Origin of the sequence: Nocardia sp. NPDC050378 (genome assembly GCF_040655675.1) — a bacterium.
Classification (GTDB): Bacteria; Actinomycetota; Actinomycetes; order Mycobacteriales; family Mycobacteriaceae; genus Nocardia; species Nocardia coubleae.
Genome location: NZ_JBFAKI010000031.1, coordinates 1 through 15,944 on the forward strand (window position 1 = coordinate 1; position 15,944 = coordinate 15,944).

Consider the following 15,944-nt stretch of genomic DNA (forward strand, 5'->3'; position numbering starts at 1 on the left):
TTCCCCCCCCACCCACACCCCCCGCCTCTCCGCGCGCCCCCCTCCTGTTTTCTTTTTGCGGGGGGGCGCGGGCGGGGGGGGGGGTGGGGGGGGGGGGGGGGGGGGGCGGCCCCCCCCCCCCCCCCCACGCCCAGTTCCGCCCATGCCCGCTTCGCGCGAGTCGGTCCTAGGTCGGCGCCACCATGCTTCTTGGAACCTCCGACGATTGTCGGAGCGATACCACTGGCTTTTTTCGCCCAATCTTTTGCGCCCGACCAACCACGTGCGCTCATCAGCGGAAGCAGCGTCTCACCGACTGACTTGACAATGCCGACTGGTTCAGGCCACTGGAAGTATGCAAAGTCCTGCGGTGCCATTGCGACAAGGACAAAGCGTGGCCGAAGCTGCGGAACGCCGTAGTCAGATGCATGAACAAGCCGCCACTCGGCTGAGTAACCAAACTTACTCAGCCGGTCGAGCACATGTTGCCGATAGCCCGCAAAGCGGGGCATGCTCAGCCCGCGCACGTTCTCGAGTAGGAGTGCGCGAGGGCGAAGTACATCGACTTGCTCGACCGCCCAGGCAAACAAATCGCGTTCATCGCTCGCGCCCAGCTGCTTACCTGCTATGGAAAACGGCGGGCAAGGTACGCCTCCTGCGAAAAGATCTATAGGTTGTCCATCGCGGCCCTCAGCATCGGGAGCGAAGGATTTGGGATCGAACACTGCCGGATCAGCGACATCACCAACCTCGACCTTCCACTCTGGCCGGTTGCGCCTGATAGTCGCGGCCGCAGTGGCATCGAGTTCGATAGCCAGTTTGTGTTCGAATCCCGCTAGCTCGAGGCCGAGCGCCTGGCCGCCCGCTCCTGCGCAAACTTCGATGACGCTGAGCTCAGTCACGCGGTGGCCTCTCTACGTAGTGATTCCAGCCAGTGGCCGGATGGAAGTAGGGGACTATCATGCCGAGTAGGCAGTTGTCGACCAGAAGCTGGGTACAGGATGGAGCTACAGGCCCCTCGACCGTCGACACAGGGTAGGCGAGCGTCTGTGCCGCCAGCCTCGTCGCCGGGTAGGGGACGGAATATGCGGGCAATCAAGCGCTCGGGTACCAAGCCTGAGGTCGAGCTGAGGAGCTTGCTCCACCGCCGCGGGTACCGTTTCAGGAAGGACTTCCCGATCGTGGTCGCCGGCCGTCGACCGGTCAGGCCTGACGTTGTCTTCACGGCGCGCAAAGTTGCAGTCTTCGTGGACGGATGCTTCTGGCACGCTTGCCCTGACCACGGCAGAATGCCTACAACAAACGAGTGGTACTGGACGCCCAAACTCCGGCGCAATGTCGAGCGAGACCGCGAAGCTGACGCGGCATTGACGAAAGCAGGATGGACAGTCGTCCGTGTCTGGGAGCACGAGCCCCTGGAGTCTGCGCTGATCAGCGTCGTCGACAGGCTCGACCGGGATCCGAACATATGAGCGATCGTATGCGATCGGGTAGCTGAGGTCACGGCAACGCACCCGGGCAGCTAGATTGCCTTCATGGGGATGCCGTTCGGAACAGACCTGCTCGGCTGGAAACGCAGTGGCAAGAACAGCAAGAACAAGCTCGGCTGGTGTTGGGTGCCCAATACGGCAGACACTGACAATGTGTCGAGCCTCCGGATCGCGGGTCTCGTGCTCGAGTACCTAGGCTGCCCGAACCCGAATGTTGCCGGCGCGCCGGATCCGGACGAGCCACCCAGCAACCCCGGGGGTTTGCTTGAAACGCAAGTCGCGGTCGATCTGGCTACCGAACTGCCCCGGCTCGACCCGCTACGTCAGTGGGAAGTCCGTAAAGGCCGGAGCATCGTCAATTACGCGCAATACCAGCACCTGGCAGCTATCGACCGCGCCATCGCGAACGACCCAAATCTACGCGTCACGCTCGGGACCGATTACCTGATCAAGCCGGATGTTCTGGTCGGACTGCTGGGAACTCCGACGCTCTCCGATCATCCATGGCTGCATGCTGCGCTCGCGTGCAAGTGGACAATCCGATCGGACAGGGTTCAGAACATCCGTCACGAAAACGGCAACATGATCCGCCATCGGCGCGGTCGCCTGCCGCACCTTGTGACTGTTACCGCAGAACCGCTGCCGACACGGTTGGCGGCAATCGCGAGGGGGACAGGCGAAGTCGATGCCACATATCACCTGGCGTATCCCGCGATGGCAAAGGCGGTGAAGGAGGTCGGCACTGGCGAACAGCAAGATGCGTGGGCCGAGGTCACCGAGCAGGGGCGACTGCTCGACTACGCGGAACTTGCTGTGGCCCTCGCTACTTGGTGAATCAACCTCGGTAGCCGTCGTGCAGACCATGCCCACGGCTGGCCCTCTACCCCGGCGCCGCTACGTCGTCGAAGTGCCGTAGTAGTGCACGCACATCGGCAGCGTCCATGCCGACGCCTGCTGCAGGCTCCTCCTCCAGATCGGCTAGTTGCTGAACGTCTGGATCATCGAGGATTTTCGCCATGAATTTCAGCTTCGCTTCCAGGCGTAGCCGTACCACTTCATCAACGGTTCTGCGGGCGGCGAGCACTGTGACACGTGTTTCCGTGCCCGGCGCAAGCCCGAGGCGATGGATTCGATCCAGACTCTGAAGAAACCGGCCGGCCATGAAATCTCGGTCGACATATATTGCGTCGTGACAGACGTGATGGAGGCTGACGCCCTCGCCGAGGGTCGCAGGGTTAGAGATGAGGACCTGGCAATCGGGGTCTTCCCGGAACCTGCGTAGCTGTTCTTCGCGGTCAAGGGTTCCGCCATACACCGTGGCCGGGTTGTAGTTCTTGAGAAGCTTTTCGAGAGTCGTCAGGCTGCGAACAAAGGTTGTCCATACCAGTGTCTTTCGCCCCAGGTTCGCGTTGTCGGCCACGATCTTGAGGGCTTCCTGGTATTTGGGAGACAACTCGAGGCGAGGGAGTTTCTGCAGCAAGTCGTAGAGGGAATCCCCCGGCACGGGTTCGAGTGGGGGGAGCTGGTATTCCAGCGGCTCGTATCGGGTTGTTCCTTCGAGTAGCAGCGCTGGACTCGTGGCAGCCATCAGCATCCGCAGCATCGCTCGCCCGAGTGACTCGATACTCCCTCGCGACCCCTCCGCACGGGCCGAAAAATTTCCTTTCAGTGCTTCATAGACCTCCGCATGGATGGGAGGCATATCCACGTACCGGATCTTCGGTTCGAACGGAGGTAGACCGAGTTCCGCCTTGGTTGTGCGAGTGAACAGCGGTCGCAGCACTGCGCTGGCCCGCGCGAGATCACCACCGCCGACGGCCTCGATCACCGCGCGTTTGCCGTGACCTGGCCAAACGAAGGAGAGCAGGCTCTCGAGGTCCCGTGCACCATTCGGGGCCGGCGTTCCCGTCAAGATCAGGCGCCTGTTTGCCAGGGGGCCGAGGGCGAGCGCGGCAGAACCGTATGTGCCGCGCGCTCCCAGCTTGATCCGGTGGGCTTCGTCCAGAACAATCATCGACGGTTTGGCTCGAAGCCAGCCTGCCAACCAGTCCAGCGAGCGATCAAGACGCTCGTAGTTCACCATGCAAAGTTCGGCGAGAGGATCGGCGGTTCGTCCGGCAACCGCGCTTCGGAGCGGCTTTGTGAAGCAGTACGTGCTCTCGTACTGCCAGGATTCGTAGGCGGACTTCGGTCCGACGACGAGGAGACGTTCGGCCTCCCCTCGGGCGCGAGCGGCGGCGTATACACCAAGTGCCACACGTGTTTTACCCGCGCCAGGCACGCTGAAATTTGCTCCGTGTCGAAGCGAGAGAAGTCGTGCTATGTCTCGTTGCTGGAATGGTGTGAGCTCGGCGGTCCATTCATCGCCGAGCAGCTCTACCAACGTCTCCGGTTGGATGGTATCCGGTGAGTTGCCCTGCGCACCGTCGAGGTTTCGCGAAACCGCCTCGGTGTCATCGAGAACACCGGTGACAAGTGATTTGAGGTCCTCGGCCCATTCCACATTGGGGTGAGCCCAGTTGCCCAGCTCCCCGAGGTTGACGAGGAAGTCGTCGAGGTCTATCTCAGCGGATAGGTGTCCTCTCGCGCCGGAAGTACTGAGTCTAGCTGCTAGCTGGTGGAACTCGCGCTGGAAGGCCGATGTCGTCAGCATTTCTACGTGTGTGCGGGTCAGGCCGAACCGCAGCCTGAGTGAGGGGGTGTGCTCAACGTCGATCATTGCTGTTCAGGCCCGTTCTCCACTGCGGTCGCGAGCCAGTCCAGCCCGCTTCCAGGAATCTTGATCGAGCGTTGCGCTTCAATGGCAAGCTGCTTCAGCACGGCGTGCAATTGAATAAGCGCATCGTCGAAAGCGTCCTCGTCCAGACTTGAGTTCCCCCTGGCCAGGACAAGGTCTGTGACAGACTGCTCTAGGTCCTTGCACGCTGCCGCAACCCGATCCGGAGCGGCAAGACGCTTCTTTCGCAGCATCGCGTCACGGCCAGCGATAGTGATCGCGTCGCCGAAGGCTTCCTTGTACGATGTAATCAGCTTGGTTGCAGCGGCTGTCTCTGCCTCGTCGGTCAGGTCGCCGGCGGCGACAACAGCCTTGGCTTGCAATAGTCGATTGGTAAGCGCGCGCGCTGCAGCCACGTCAGCCCCTGGCGCTCTTGTGCTGCGGCCCAGACCAGGAATTTCAACCCTCGCACCGTCACTACTTTCTGGGCGACCGAACTCGTCAATCAGCTCTTTGTCAAGGTACCTTTCCTGGAAATCGGTACCGACGAACCTCACGTCAGTCTTAGCGTAATCCAGAACAATAGCTGCCAGTCGCGACTCTTTGAGTAATTCCGCGCGCTCAGGACTCCTCTTGCGCTCCTCATGGTACACCCGGTAAAGCTCGGCAAGTTTCTCCTTAGACTGTTCGAAGTCGACGAGCCGCATCGCGCGCTGGCCGGGGACCTGGCTGCGTTCGATGCAATTCTGCAGTTCCGCCAGGACCCAAAAGTCCCGTTCGCATGCCTTCGTGGTTGTGTGAAATGTCTTTGCAATGACGGGTATTGGCCGATGAAGCTGGTCGCGCTGTTCTTCGAGAGCGAGCAGCTGGTTGATGTACGAATAATCGCGCCTTTTATCGTGTCGCAACTGCAGGGAGACCTCAACAGCATTGATGTCGTCCCAAGTGCACGACGCCGGAAGAACTCCAACCCGCATACTGGTGGCCTTAGTGCCCACCCGCAGCGCGGCGCAGCGGGTGTTCCCGTTGACAAGCACGCCCTCCCGAGTGATCAGTCCGGGTTCGATTTGTCCGAACTCATCAAGATGAGTCACCAACTTGTCGAACTCTGGGTCGGGATGTACGGCGTCGGATGGCCGCCGAGTCAGTAGATCCCGCAGGTAGTTCTGGCTCTCCTGGCTCCACGGATCAGTTGACAACGCTGCGTCCCGAGCCCTGTCCAGGCTGCGCTGCGCGCGTATCCGATGGGTGCTCGGGTTGTAATAGAGCTCGCTGAGAGGCATATCAATGACCTGGACATGGAGGGGGGCATCGCGCCATTCCAGAGTCAGAGTCTCGGCAACGTGGCCGTTTTCACCGAGTTCCCCGAGCCGTTGTGCAACCATCGCCCGGACAGTATCTGCCCAGGGTGCCGACCACTCAGAGCCCTGCCACCACACCGAGAGCTGCATCGCCGTGCCCGCAATGCGGCACACCGTTCCTCGCCGAGCCGGCCGAAATGGCAGATCACGACGCCGAGATCGCGAATGGCGAGGCTGGATATCGTGCGCCGGTCCCCCGCGTATCGGGGGACCGGCGCACGAGCGGTGACCCGGTGGCCGATATTGGGTGGCCGAACCGACCGGTACCGAGCGGAGCTCTGCTCTGGCCGCCGGCCGCCGACCTTGTGAACTACCTCAATGCGGGGCAACTGGAGAACTCGAACAGCGTCATCCACCATGTGGCCACAGAAGCCGCTCCGGCTGTGGCGGCGAACGCCGTGATCACGTGCCGTGATCTCGATCTTCCGGCCGCTGTCGACTCGATTATCTCCTATGCGGGTCGGCGGAATGATCGGGACGTGCTGCAAATCCTGCGGCAACTGCTCCAGCACGAGCGACACACTGACGCCGGCGCGCTGCTGGATCGGGCGCTGGGAGCGCTTGCCGATCCAGAGTTCACCTGAACTTCATTACGCATGAATCGGGTTACGCACACCGCCTACCTACTGGTCAGGCATCAGTGCATCGATCTCGGGTGTTGTGGGTGCGGGCGCACGATGGTGCTGGAGTCTAAGCAGTCTTGCGCATGGCCAGGTGGGTGTGCGGGCCGAGGCGGGCGCCGAAACTGATCAATCGTTCGAGGCTGTAGACGCCCTGTTTGCCTGCACGGAGCTTGTAGAGGCGCGAGCGGGCTACGCCCAGCCTTTCCGCCGCTTCGGTCGGTGTGAGCTCGTCGATCCGGGCCAGGACGGCATCCAAAACCTCGGCCCGACTCGCAGCCGCTGGGCTTCTTCAGGCGAGTCGGCGATAGCTTCCCAGGCGTCTGTGGTTAGTTGAATTGCCATATGTTCCTACTCCTTTCGTGCATCCGCTTCCGTGATGCGGTAGTCGTTCCGACCGATTGTCAGATCGCCCGGAGAGGTGTTCTGAGTCTTCTTTGTGAAGGTGTGGAGTACGTAGATGGCATCTCCCAACTTCGTAAGTAGAAGATCCGATAGGCGCTCGAACGGTCTCGGAACCGGAGTTCGAAGGCACCGGCACCGACAGTGGGCATGGGCTTGCAGTCCACTGGAGGCTGACCTGTCAGCTCCATCATCGAAGGGGGATTACAGGCTACATGTATACAAAATGTATGCGCGAGGTCGGCGAATGACCGCAAGGTGATGACCGAGGTTCGACCGCGGGAAAGCTGGTTCGAGAGGCTCGTCGTTGGCGGCGGTTGTCGCAACGGGAGATGGCCGAGCGGGCAGGGATCGCGCAGTCGACGGTGGCCGCTGTGGAGGCGGGGCGGCTGGAACCCATGTTCGCGATGGTCGTGGATCTTTTGGGAGCGGCGGGGTTTCGGTTGGCGACTGAGCTGGTGAACGTAGTGCGGCCCAGTTTGCTGCTCGGCGGATGTCGAAGTGAGTTCGAGGCCATTCTTGCTCATTATCCGGGGATCAACGCGTGGTTGTTCGGGTCGGTGGCTCGGGGTGAGGACCGGCCGGACTCGGACCTGGATCTGCTGGAGTTGGCGCCGTGGGCGACAGTGCTCGACATCCTCGAACTGGATTCCGAGCTCGGGTGTCCAGTTGACGTCGTGACGACAGCTGAGTTGAAGTCGAACAGGTTGATGCGGGTCGGCACGTTGCACGAGAGCGTGCTGGCACGAACACGTGGGCGCGAATCAGGCGGTCGGGCGGATCATGGTTAGTTGGCGGACCCGTGATCCCTGGTAGCGCAGGCCGGGTACCGCTGCCGGATCTCCATAAGTAGTGAATCCGTGGCGTTCGAAAAAGCGGACGGCGCGGGGGTTTTCGACGAGGGTTTGCAGGTAGCAGCCCGGGGAGGCGCTCGCGGTCAGATGGTCCAAGAACTGGTGCATCAGGGCGTCGGCGGCGCCTGTTCCTCGGGCGGCTGGGGTGAGGTTGATGTGGAGGTGGGAGGGCCAGCGGGGGTCGGTGAGTTCGGCGGCGAGGGGGTGGTGGCGGAGTTTGGCGACGGCGGTGTCGGTGAGGGCGCGGGCGAAGAAGGTGGCGGGCTTGCGGCGGAAGAGCAAGCGGTGGTCGCGGATTGCGGATTCGAGGCGGGCTTCTTCGGTCGGGAAGGTGGTGCTGTCGAGGCAGCCGGTGAGGTAGCCGACCAGGCGGCCGTCGTCCACCGCGAGGAAGAGGGATTCGGGGGCGAGGTCCATGTAAGGGCTCAGGTACACGGCTTTCTCGGATTCGGGGTGGCCCCAGAGGGTGGCCGTCGGGGAGCCCTCGCCGACATGGGAGGCCAGGGCCGTCAGTTCCGGACGGTCGGCCTCGGTGTATCTGCGGATCTCCACGGAACCAATGTACGCACGAAAGCTCCTGTGGACTCAGCGGTTTCAGCGAGGTGGGCAGATCTTGATGGCGTCTCGGGAGATGCAGACGTCATATTCGCCGGGGGAGGCGATGACGGCGTTTCCGTAGGCGGAGCGGATGAAGGGGGAGGTGTACCAGCGGTTTTCGCGCATGTCTTCGAAGAAGTCGCGGTCGGAGCCGTTGAGGAAGATGTGGGATTGGGTGGTGGGTCGGCCGTCGAGGCGCTGGCCGTAGAGGCGGGTGAGGGTGTAGCCGGAGTGGAAGCCGAGGGCGTTGACCCAGGGTTCCAGTTCCACGATGGCCGCTTGCATCACCCACAGGTCGCCTTCGACGCGGTGGGTGGTGCGGTCGGTGACGGTGCCGTCGGTGTCGAAGGTGGTGACGTCGAGTCCCAGGGATTGGTCTCCGACGGTTTTGGCGATCACGTGGGCGGCTTTTATTTCGCCGGTGAGGCCAAGGTAGGTCTGGAGGAGGGTGGCGATCCACAGGAGCAGGGTGGCCACGAGGAGGAGGGCGGTTCCGGGAATCGCGCGGCCCAGAACGGATTTGAGGCCGCGGCGGCGCGTGGTGGGCAGGGCTGCCGCGACGAGCAGGACGACGCCCACGGCGAGCAGGACGAGCAGGGCGATCTGGGGTAGCCCGAAGGACACCGGGAAACTCATGAACTGGGTATACCCCGAAAGCTGTTGCGGCAGGCCCTGACTAGAGGGACTGATCCGGCAAGGAGGGCTGACGACGGCGCAGGATCAGGGCGACGATGGCCGCGCAGACGAGCGCGATGATCACCGCGACGGTGCCGGGCACGGGTCCACGGTCGACCTCCGCGGTGCGGTACCAGGCCGAGGAGTAGGCGAGGTGGCCGAATTCGGTGTCGCTCAGTGCGACTCCGAGGGAAGGGACGAACAGCACGCTGAAGCCGACGACCGCCGACGAGGAGTTGACCGGAACCGCACTGCCAACGCCGTAGCCGCAGATGGCGCCGAGCGCGAGGCAGCCGACGGCGGCGGTGAGTGTCGCGGGCGGCGCGGTCATGTCGGCGGCGAGGGTGAGGCCGGCCAGCGCCACGATCCAGAGGGCGGCGGCCAGGGGGCGTGGGCGGTGCAGGCCGAGGCCGAGACCGAGGGCGATGGCGACGAGGGTGCCCAGATCCACCCAGCCGTTGCGGGGCAGGGTGATGACCAGGCTGCCTGCCACCGAGAACGACGACATCAACGCGGTGAGCACGCCGTCGCGCTCGGGCAGCACGAGGGCGGCGGCCGCGGTGGCGGCGAGCACGATGATCGAGGCGATGGCCACGTGCCGCAGGCTGGTCTTGTGGTGCGACACGTTCAGCGAGGTGAAGATGATCGCCGAGTAGACGAAAACGGCGGCGAGTACCGGCGCGAGCGGAATCGCGGAATCGGTGTGTGAGGGGGCGGGCGCGGCGCTGGTGACCGCGAAATACGCGAGCGCGAGCACACTGCCCCCGATGAACCACAGTGGCAGGGAGCCCGCGAGCGCCCCGTCGAAACCGCCGGTGGTGTCGTCGGTCGGCGTCTGGGTGAGGTCACCGAGGACCGTGGCACCGATCGCGGCGAACAGGTACGCGATGCGCAGCCGCGGCTCGTCCCACACCGCCACCGCGATCGCGCCGAGCGCCATCCCGGCCAGCAGTGCGTCGACGAAGTTCAGGGTCGCCAGGGACACACCGCCGTCGAGACGGCCGTCGCTGCTGTCGCCCGCGGCGAGCAGGTGGCTCAGCAGAATCCCGGCGAGCGCGAGCAGTGCGGTCCAGCGGGCGGTGCGCACACTGCCCACCGCCACGGTGACGGCGGCGGTGATGACCGCGATGAACGCGCCGCCGGTCATCGCGCGCGGGATGTTGAACACGAGCAGGTCGTCGTGGGCGGACTCGCCCAGGTCGGCGAAGCTGAGCGGCATCATGATCGCGAGCACCGCCACCGAGGTGGCGACGACGACCGTGAGTGCCTCGGCGGCGCGCCGCGCGCGGATCATGGGCGGCCGTGCCGAAAGGAGCGTCGCACACAAGGATGAGGCACCCGGATCTCCGTTCTCGCGGACGAACCTGCCTGGAGTTTATCCAGGACGAGGGCACCAACCGGTCCGTGCGCTTTCGTGTCGAGCCCGGCGGCATGCGACCATGAACGAATCGGCATTTGGCATCCTCCCGGTCGTGAAACGGCCGGGATTCCTACCAGCAGCCTATCGGCCGCTCTCGGCGGGTTCCTGTTTCACCGGGACGTGCCGTCCGCTAGGCGGTTGGTCTTACCGTCCCTCCGCAGGCGTTTGACCTCTCGGCCTGCCCGGCCGCGAGAATGTTGATCGCCGCGTTCAGATCGCGGTCGTGGGTCACCCCACACGCGCATGTCCACTGCCGAACCTGGAGCGGTTTCTTGTCGCCGACCACCCCGCACTTCGAGCAGGTCCGGGTGGAGGGGAGCCAGCGGTCCACCTTCGCGAAGCGCCTCCCGTAGCGGGCGGCTTTCTCTTCTACCATCCGGGTGAACATGCCCCACCCGGCGTCGTGGACGACTTCGCCAATCGGGTCCGGGCGAGGCCCTTCACACTCAAGTCCTCCACGAAGATCGCTTGGTTGTCGCGAACGATCCGTGTCGAATGCTTGTGCGCCCAATCCCGCCTCGTATCGGCCACCCTGGCATGCGCTTTCGCTAGTCTAATACGTGCCTTGCCCCGGTTCTTGGAACCTTTGTCCTTACGGGACAACGACTTCTGTGCCTTCCGCAGCCGTCGTTCAGCCTGCCGCAGGAACCTGGGTGCCGCGATCGTCGTCCCATCGGAGAGCACCGCGAACGTCGTGAGCCCCAAGTCGATACCCACCTCGGTGTCCGACTCGGGCAGCGGCTGGTCGTCGGTCTGGACTACGAACGACGCGAAGTATCTGCCGGACGCGTCTTTGATGATCGTCACCGACGACGGTTCCGACGGCAACTCCCGTGACCACGCCACCCTCAGCGCCCCGACCTTGGCGACATACAGCCGCCTGTTCGGGCGCAGCGAGAATCCGTTGCGGGTCAATCGGATCGACTGCCGATTGTCCTTGCGGGATCGGAAACGGGGTGGCGCGACCTTGGCGCCCTTGCGCCTGCCCCGTGACCGAGGCGAAGAAGTTGCGGTACGCGGTATGCAGATCGCTGATTGCCTGGACCAGCACCACACTGGATACCTCGGCCAACCAAGCCCGCTCCGGGGTTTTCTTCGCTTCGGTGATAACTATGGTTTGCAGCACCGAGTCCTTGATATACGGCAACCCGGCGACATGAGCTTGTTGGCGGGCCGCGAGAGCATCGTTGAACACCACCCGCGCGCAACCGAACGTACGAGCCAATGACTGCTGCTGGCCCGGTGTGGGGTACACGCGGAAGTTGTACCGGAGCTGCACAAAGTGCAGCGTATCGAAACTGTGTTCGATACCAACTCGGACGCAACCGACTCCGGTTGTGCTCCGAGTCCGCGCCTAGTGCTCGATCATCGGGTCAAGTCTCAATCATCAGCTGGGGACCGTAAGGGTCCGGATTTGCCGGATTTGATGCGCTGACCCCGGGCCTGAGCGGCCACGCTTGCGCGCTATATTCGTCGGTCAGGCAAATGATCAGGAAGGTCGGTGGATGACCGGCGGCGTGGTGAGCTGGTTCGACGGCGGCAAGGGGTTCGGTTTCATCACCCCGGACGCGGGCGGGCCGGAGGTGTTCGTGGAGTACACCGAGCTCGTCGGCGAGGGGTTCCGGACATTGCGGGCCGGTCAGCGGGTGGAATTCGCGGTGCACGAGACGCGGCGCGGTCCCGAGGCGCAGCGGGTGCGCGTCGTCGACTAGTTCTGGCCGCTCGGCCAGAAACGGCTGGCGCGTTGCCCGTGGATCGGGCGGGTGAGGTTCGGATCCTCGGCCTCGGTGATGCCGACCTGCATCAGCAGGATCATGGTGACCATGCTGATGGCCACGATCAGCGGGGTGAGCAGCTGTGACGCGGTGGCGCCCGTGGCATGGGCGACGTGCGCGCTGGTGTGGGCGCTCATGGAGAACATGCCGGTGTAATGCATGCCCGTGACCGCGACGCCCATCAGCACGGCCGCGCCGATGGTGGCGAGGAAACCGTGGATGTGCAGGGCGAACCAGAGGGCGGCGGTGGCGGCGACCACGGCGATCACCAGCGAGGCGACCACGACGGTCGGCTCGTAGACGATCTCGATGTCGGTTCTCATCGCGTACATCCCGGCGTAGTGCATGGCCGCCACGCCGAGACCGGTGATCGCGCCGCCCACCGGGAGGGCGGCGGTGTCCCAGCTGCGGCGCACGACGATCGACAAGCCGAGCCACACCACGGCCATGGCGACGGCGGCGCTGAACAGCGTGATCGGCACGTTGTAGCGGATGGTCGCGCCCTGCACCGAGAAACCGAGCATGGCGATGAAGTGCATTACCCAGATGCCGGTTCCACCGAGTGCGATCGCGGCCGCGGTGAGCCATCCGCCGTGGATGCCGGAAGCGCGCGAGCGAACCATGCAACGCAGTGCCAGCATCGACCCCAGGACCGACATGAGATAGGCGAGTAGCGGGGTCAGCCAGCCGTAAGTGAAATGGTTGATGTTCAGCACGCTCAGCTCCTTGCGCGTTTCTCGTCCGGGGGTGTGTGCACCCTCACGGAACGGAAAATACGCTGGTAGGAAATTTGCCGTACTGGGTTTATCGAAAATGTATAGGGACGCTGACGGCGGTCGGTCACCGCGCAATAGGGCGATCAATGGTGATGCGTGCCAGTCGGTTCGGTTCGTGTTCCGGACAATTCGCCGCATCCCTGCGGCAACTGCATCGGCATCCACGCAGCATCCACCCCGGCGACTATGTGACAGCACCAACTGGCAGCTACGAGGGTTGGCTTGCTCACAGCGCCCCGGTGGAGGTGTGGAGGAATTTCCGAAACCGTGGCATTGTTGAACAGCGAGACCGGGACCGGACTATTAGGACCTGGCTCGTCTACAGGAAAGTTTTTGAAATGGCTCAGGGCATTGTGAAGTGGTTCAACAGCGAGAAGGGCTTCGGCTTCATCGCGCAAGACGGCGGAGGCCCCGACGTCTTCGTGCATTACTCGGCTGTCAGTGGCTCGGGCTTCCGCTCCCTCGATGAGGGTCAGCGTGTGGAGTTCGAGATCGGCCAGGGTCAGAAGGGCCCCCAGGCTCAGGACGTCCGCGTCCTCTGATTCTGCGCGAACCAGCGTACGAACGTGAAGCTCCGCACCCGATGGTGCGGAGTTTCTGCTATTTCAAGGCCTCCGCGCGGAAGAACTCGTCGGTCACCGCCCGCGCCGTACTGAGGTCGCGCGGCGTACGTGCGGTGAACTCTGTTGCCGCCCTGGCGAACTCGTCGTCGATGAAGGCCGGGATCAGAGCAGGCGGTGCACCGGCCCCCATCTCGCGGGTGCGCGACTTCAGATCCGTGAGTTCGGTGATGGCCGCGACCAGGTCGGCGGGCAGCTCGCACTGCGCCATCAATGTCGGCAGGTGCATGGGCGCCACCGCCGCGCCGGGATGCTCGCGCAACCAGCGCAGCGCCATCGCCGGGCGCAGCGAGTAGAACACCTTCTTCAAACCGCCGTGACGCGCGTAGAGCTCCCACTGGCGAGCGCCCAGGTGCAGATAGTGACGGGCGATGCGGTCGCGATCGGCCACCTGAGCTGCGACTTCACGCAGCCGGGCGCGAAAATCCTCGTCGCCGCGATAGACGATGGGTGACATCAACCACTCCACGAGCACCGCGTTGCCCTGCACCAGCAGACGCAGCGCCTTGGCCAGATCCCAGCCGTTCACATCGAGCAGGCCGGCCAGTGGGGTCTCGATCACATCGCGCGTGCGCCACGGTGAGAGGTATGTCTCCAGGCCCGCGACATAGACGAAACGGCAGTCGTAATCCGAATCGGGGGAGGGGAAACCCCAAGCGCGACTACCGCTTTCGATGGCCAGGCGGATGCGCACACCGTGCTCGGCAGCCACCCGGTCGAGCTCGGCGTCGACGGCGGCCACCACGGCCGGATCCATCGACTCGGGGACGGTGCGCAGGGACATGCGGTGATGTTAAGGGGCGCGGCTCCCAGGGTTCACCCGGTTTTCGGGCAGGGGGGTAAGGCGACCCGAACCCCGGCGACTATTCTGGGCCGCGGTAACTGCCGACCCCTTTCTTCCCCAGGAGTACCCCACAGTGAGCCAAGCAGGCCGTCCTGTAGTTCTGATCGCCGACAAGCTCGCCCAGTCGACCGTCGACGCGCTCGGTGACGGTGTCGAGGTTCGCTGGGTCGACGGCCCCGACCGCCCGGCGCTGCTCGCCGCGGTCCCCGAGGCCGACGCGCTGCTCGTGCGTTCCGCCACCACCGTCGACGCCGAGGTGCTCGACGCGGGCAAGAAGCTCCAGATCGTCGCCCGTGCCGGCGTCGGCCTCGACAACGTCGACGTGCCCGCCGCCACCGAGCGTGGCGTGATGGTCGTGAACGCGCCGACCTCCAACATCCACACCGCCGCCGAGCACGCGGTCACGCTGCTGCTCGCCGCCGCCCGCCAGATCCCGGCCGCCGACGCGACCCTGCGCGAGAAGACCTGGCAGCGCAGCAAGTTCAACGGTGTCGAGATCTTCGGCAAGACCGTCGGCGTGATCGGCCTCGGCCGCATCGGTCAGCTGTTCGCCGCCCGCCTGGCCGCGTTCGAGACCAAGATCGTCGCCTACGACCCCTACGTGTCGCCGGCCAAGGCCGCCCAGCTCGGCATCGAGCTGCTCTCGCTCGACGAGGTGCTCCAGCGCGCCGACTTCATCTCGGTGCACCTGCCCAAGACCCCCGAGACCAAGGGTCTGCTCAACGCCGAGCGTCTCGCGCTGACCAAGCCGGGCGTCGTCATCGTCAACGCCGCGCGTGGTGGGCTGATCGACGAGCAGGCGCTGGCCGACGCGATCACCAAGGGCCACGTGCGCGCCGCGGGTCTCGACGTGTTCGAGACCGAGCCGTGCACCGATTCGCCGCTGTTCGACCTGCCGCAGGTCGTCGTGACCCCGCACCTGGGTGCCTCCACCTCGGAGGCCCAGGACCGCGCGGGCACCGATGTCGCCAAGTCGGTGCTGCTCGCGCTGGCCGGTGAGTTCGTGCCGGGTGCTGTGAACGTCACCGGCGGTGCCGTGAACGACGAGGTCGCCCCCTGGCTCGACGTCGTGCGCAAGCAGGGCGCGCTGCTGGGCGCCATCGCCAACGAGCTGCCCGTGAGCATCGAGGTGCAGGTGCGCGGCGAGCTGGCCGCCCAGGACGTGGCCGTGCTCGAGCTGTCCGCGCTGCGCGGTGTGTTCTCGGCGCTGGTCGAGGACCAGGTCACCTTCGTCAACGCGCCGTCGCTGGCCAAGGAACGTGGCATCACCGCCACCGTCACCACCGCCACCGAGAGCCCCAACCACCGCAGCATGGTCGACCTGCGCGCCGTGTTCGGCGACGGCTCCACCCTGAACGTGGCCGGGTCGCTCACCGAGCCCGCCCAGGTGGAGAAGATCGTCAACATCAACGGGCGCAACTACGACATGCGCGCCGAGGGGTTGAACCTGGCGGTGCTGAACTATGGCGACAAGCCGGGTGCGCTGGGCAAGATCGGAACCCTGCTGGGTGAGGCCGAGATCGACATCCTGGCCGCTCAGCTGAGCCAGGACGTGGATGCCGAAGGCGCCACCGTTGTGCTGCGTGTGAACCGTGAGGTTCCCGCTGAGGTGCAGAGCGCGATCGGTGAGGCCGTGGGTGCTGCCAAGGTGGTTCTGGTCGATCTGAGCTGACCGTTGGGTGGGCGTCGCCATTCGAGTGGAGGCGCCCACACAAGTACTGGCTGTGTTTTTGGAGCGCTGGCGCGCTCGAGCGCGGCCCCTGGAGGGCCGCGAGTTAGGCGCCGTTGCTCGCGCTTCGCGCATGCGCAACGGCG

Annotated in this window: 18 protein-coding genes and 1 pseudogene; 7 read left to right on the forward strand and 12 right to left on the reverse strand. The window is 64.5% G+C overall.

The window, feature by feature from the left end:
* Positions 1–881 (reverse strand): DNA (cytosine-5-)-methyltransferase (dcm, locus tag AB0I35_RS31860; protein WP_357400024.1); only part of this gene is annotated, 881 nt, incomplete at its 3' end.
* Between the two features lie 183 nt (positions 882–1,064).
* On the opposite strand from dcm, the gene AB0I35_RS31865 reads away from it, so the two are divergent.
* The gene (locus AB0I35_RS31865) at positions 1,065–1,451 is read left to right on the forward strand and encodes a very short patch repair endonuclease (RefSeq protein ID WP_357400025.1); all 387 of its coding nucleotides are present in this window, start codon (positions 1,065–1,067) and stop codon (positions 1,449–1,451) included.
* Positions 1,452–1,514: 63 nt separating this feature from the next.
* Positions 1,515–2,303: an NgoMIV family type II restriction endonuclease gene (locus tag AB0I35_RS31870; protein WP_357400026.1), complete on the forward strand. Its 789-nt coding sequence runs from the start codon at positions 1,515–1,517 to the stop codon at positions 2,301–2,303.
* A gap of 46 nt (positions 2,304–2,349) precedes the next feature.
* On the opposite strand, the gene AB0I35_RS31875 is transcribed toward AB0I35_RS31870, so the two are convergent.
* Together AB0I35_RS31875 and AB0I35_RS31880 are read right to left on the reverse strand one after the other, a co-directional pair.
* A complete protein-coding gene (locus AB0I35_RS31875) occupies positions 2,350–4,188 on the reverse strand; it encodes a DEAD/DEAH box helicase (RefSeq protein WP_357400027.1) in 1,839 nt (612 codons plus the stop codon).
* Positions 4,185–5,570, reverse strand: coding sequence for a transcriptional regulator (locus AB0I35_RS31880; protein WP_357400028.1), 1,386 nt, complete (start codon positions 5,568–5,570; stop codon positions 4,185–4,187). Before AB0I35_RS31880 ends, AB0I35_RS31875 begins: the two co-directional genes overlap by 4 nt.
* 113 nt (positions 5,571–5,683) lie before the next feature.
* Here AB0I35_RS31880 and AB0I35_RS31885 point away from each other — a divergent pair, with 113 nt between their 5' ends.
* Positions 5,684–6,130: a hypothetical protein gene (locus AB0I35_RS31885; RefSeq protein WP_357400029.1), complete on the forward strand. Its 447-nt coding sequence runs from the start codon at positions 5,684–5,686 to the stop codon at positions 6,128–6,130.
* Between the two features lie 106 nt (positions 6,131–6,236).
* Here the strand turns inward: AB0I35_RS31885 and AB0I35_RS31890 are convergent, their stop codons facing one another.
* Positions 6,237–6,425: an XRE family transcriptional regulator gene (locus AB0I35_RS31890; protein ID WP_357400030.1), complete on the reverse strand. Its 189-nt coding sequence runs from the start codon at positions 6,423–6,425 to the stop codon at positions 6,237–6,239.
* Positions 6,426–6,855: 430 nt separating this feature from the next.
* On the opposite strand from AB0I35_RS31890, the gene AB0I35_RS31895 reads away from it, so the two are divergent.
* Positions 6,856–7,359, forward strand: coding sequence for a nucleotidyltransferase domain-containing protein (locus tag AB0I35_RS31895; RefSeq protein WP_357400038.1), 504 nt, complete (start codon positions 6,856–6,858; stop codon positions 7,357–7,359).
* Here AB0I35_RS31895 and AB0I35_RS31900 read toward each other — a convergent pair.
* The 6 genes and pseudogenes from AB0I35_RS31900 to AB0I35_RS31925 all read right to left on the reverse strand — a co-directional run.
* Positions 7,333–7,974: a GNAT family N-acetyltransferase gene (locus tag AB0I35_RS31900; protein ID WP_357400031.1), complete on the reverse strand. Its 642-nt coding sequence runs from the start codon at positions 7,972–7,974 to the stop codon at positions 7,333–7,335. The genes AB0I35_RS31895 and AB0I35_RS31900 overlap by 27 nt on opposite strands.
* Positions 7,975–8,016: 42 nt before the next feature.
* Complete coding sequence (locus tag AB0I35_RS31905; protein WP_357400032.1) at positions 8,017–8,655, reverse strand: hypothetical protein; 639 nt, start codon at positions 8,653–8,655, stop codon at positions 8,017–8,019.
* 40 nt (positions 8,656–8,695) lie between these two features.
* On the reverse strand, positions 8,696–9,988 hold the full coding sequence (locus AB0I35_RS31910) for a hypothetical protein (RefSeq protein ID WP_357400033.1): 1,293 nt from the start codon (positions 9,986–9,988) through the stop codon (positions 8,696–8,698).
* Between the two features lie 256 nt (positions 9,989–10,244).
* The gene (locus AB0I35_RS31915) at positions 10,245–10,502 is read right to left on the reverse strand and encodes a transposase (RefSeq protein WP_357400034.1); all 258 of its coding nucleotides are present in this window, start codon (positions 10,500–10,502) and stop codon (positions 10,245–10,247) included.
* Positions 10,484–11,170, reverse strand: a complete 687-nt coding sequence (locus tag AB0I35_RS31920) for a transposase (protein WP_357400039.1) — start codon at positions 11,168–11,170, stop codon at positions 10,484–10,486. The genes AB0I35_RS31915 and AB0I35_RS31920 overlap by 19 nt, the downstream gene beginning before the upstream one ends.
* Positions 11,171–11,327: 157 nt before the next feature.
* Positions 11,328–11,393: pseudogene (locus AB0I35_RS31925) on the reverse strand (helix-turn-helix domain-containing protein); the annotation flags it as partial.
* 226 nt (positions 11,394–11,619) lie between these two features.
* Between AB0I35_RS31925 and AB0I35_RS31930 the strand changes: the two are divergent.
* Positions 11,620–11,826, forward strand: a complete 207-nt coding sequence (locus tag AB0I35_RS31930; protein ID WP_067493316.1) for a cold-shock protein — start codon at positions 11,620–11,622, stop codon at positions 11,824–11,826.
* Here AB0I35_RS31930 and AB0I35_RS31935 read toward each other — a convergent pair.
* Positions 11,823–12,605, reverse strand: a complete 783-nt coding sequence (locus tag AB0I35_RS31935) for an MHYT domain-containing protein (protein ID WP_357400035.1) — start codon at positions 12,603–12,605, stop codon at positions 11,823–11,825. The genes AB0I35_RS31930 and AB0I35_RS31935 overlap by 4 nt on opposite strands.
* 398 nt (positions 12,606–13,003) lie before the next feature.
* On the opposite strand from AB0I35_RS31935, the gene AB0I35_RS31940 reads away from it, so the two are divergent.
* Positions 13,004–13,207, forward strand: a complete 204-nt coding sequence (locus AB0I35_RS31940; protein ID WP_014987157.1) for a cold-shock protein — start codon at positions 13,004–13,006, stop codon at positions 13,205–13,207.
* A 58-nt stretch (positions 13,208–13,265) separates the two neighbouring features.
* On the opposite strand, the gene AB0I35_RS31945 is transcribed toward AB0I35_RS31940, so the two are convergent.
* The gene (locus AB0I35_RS31945) at positions 13,266–14,069 is read right to left on the reverse strand and encodes a nucleotidyltransferase domain-containing protein (RefSeq protein ID WP_357400036.1); all 804 of its coding nucleotides are present in this window, start codon (positions 14,067–14,069) and stop codon (positions 13,266–13,268) included.
* 133 nt (positions 14,070–14,202) lie between these two features.
* Here AB0I35_RS31945 and serA point away from each other — a divergent pair, with 133 nt between their 5' ends.
* The gene (serA, locus tag AB0I35_RS31950) at positions 14,203–15,801 is read left to right on the forward strand and encodes a phosphoglycerate dehydrogenase (RefSeq protein WP_357400037.1); all 1,599 of its coding nucleotides are present in this window, start codon (positions 14,203–14,205) and stop codon (positions 15,799–15,801) included.
* The last annotated feature ends 143 nt before the right edge of the window (positions 15,802–15,944 follow it).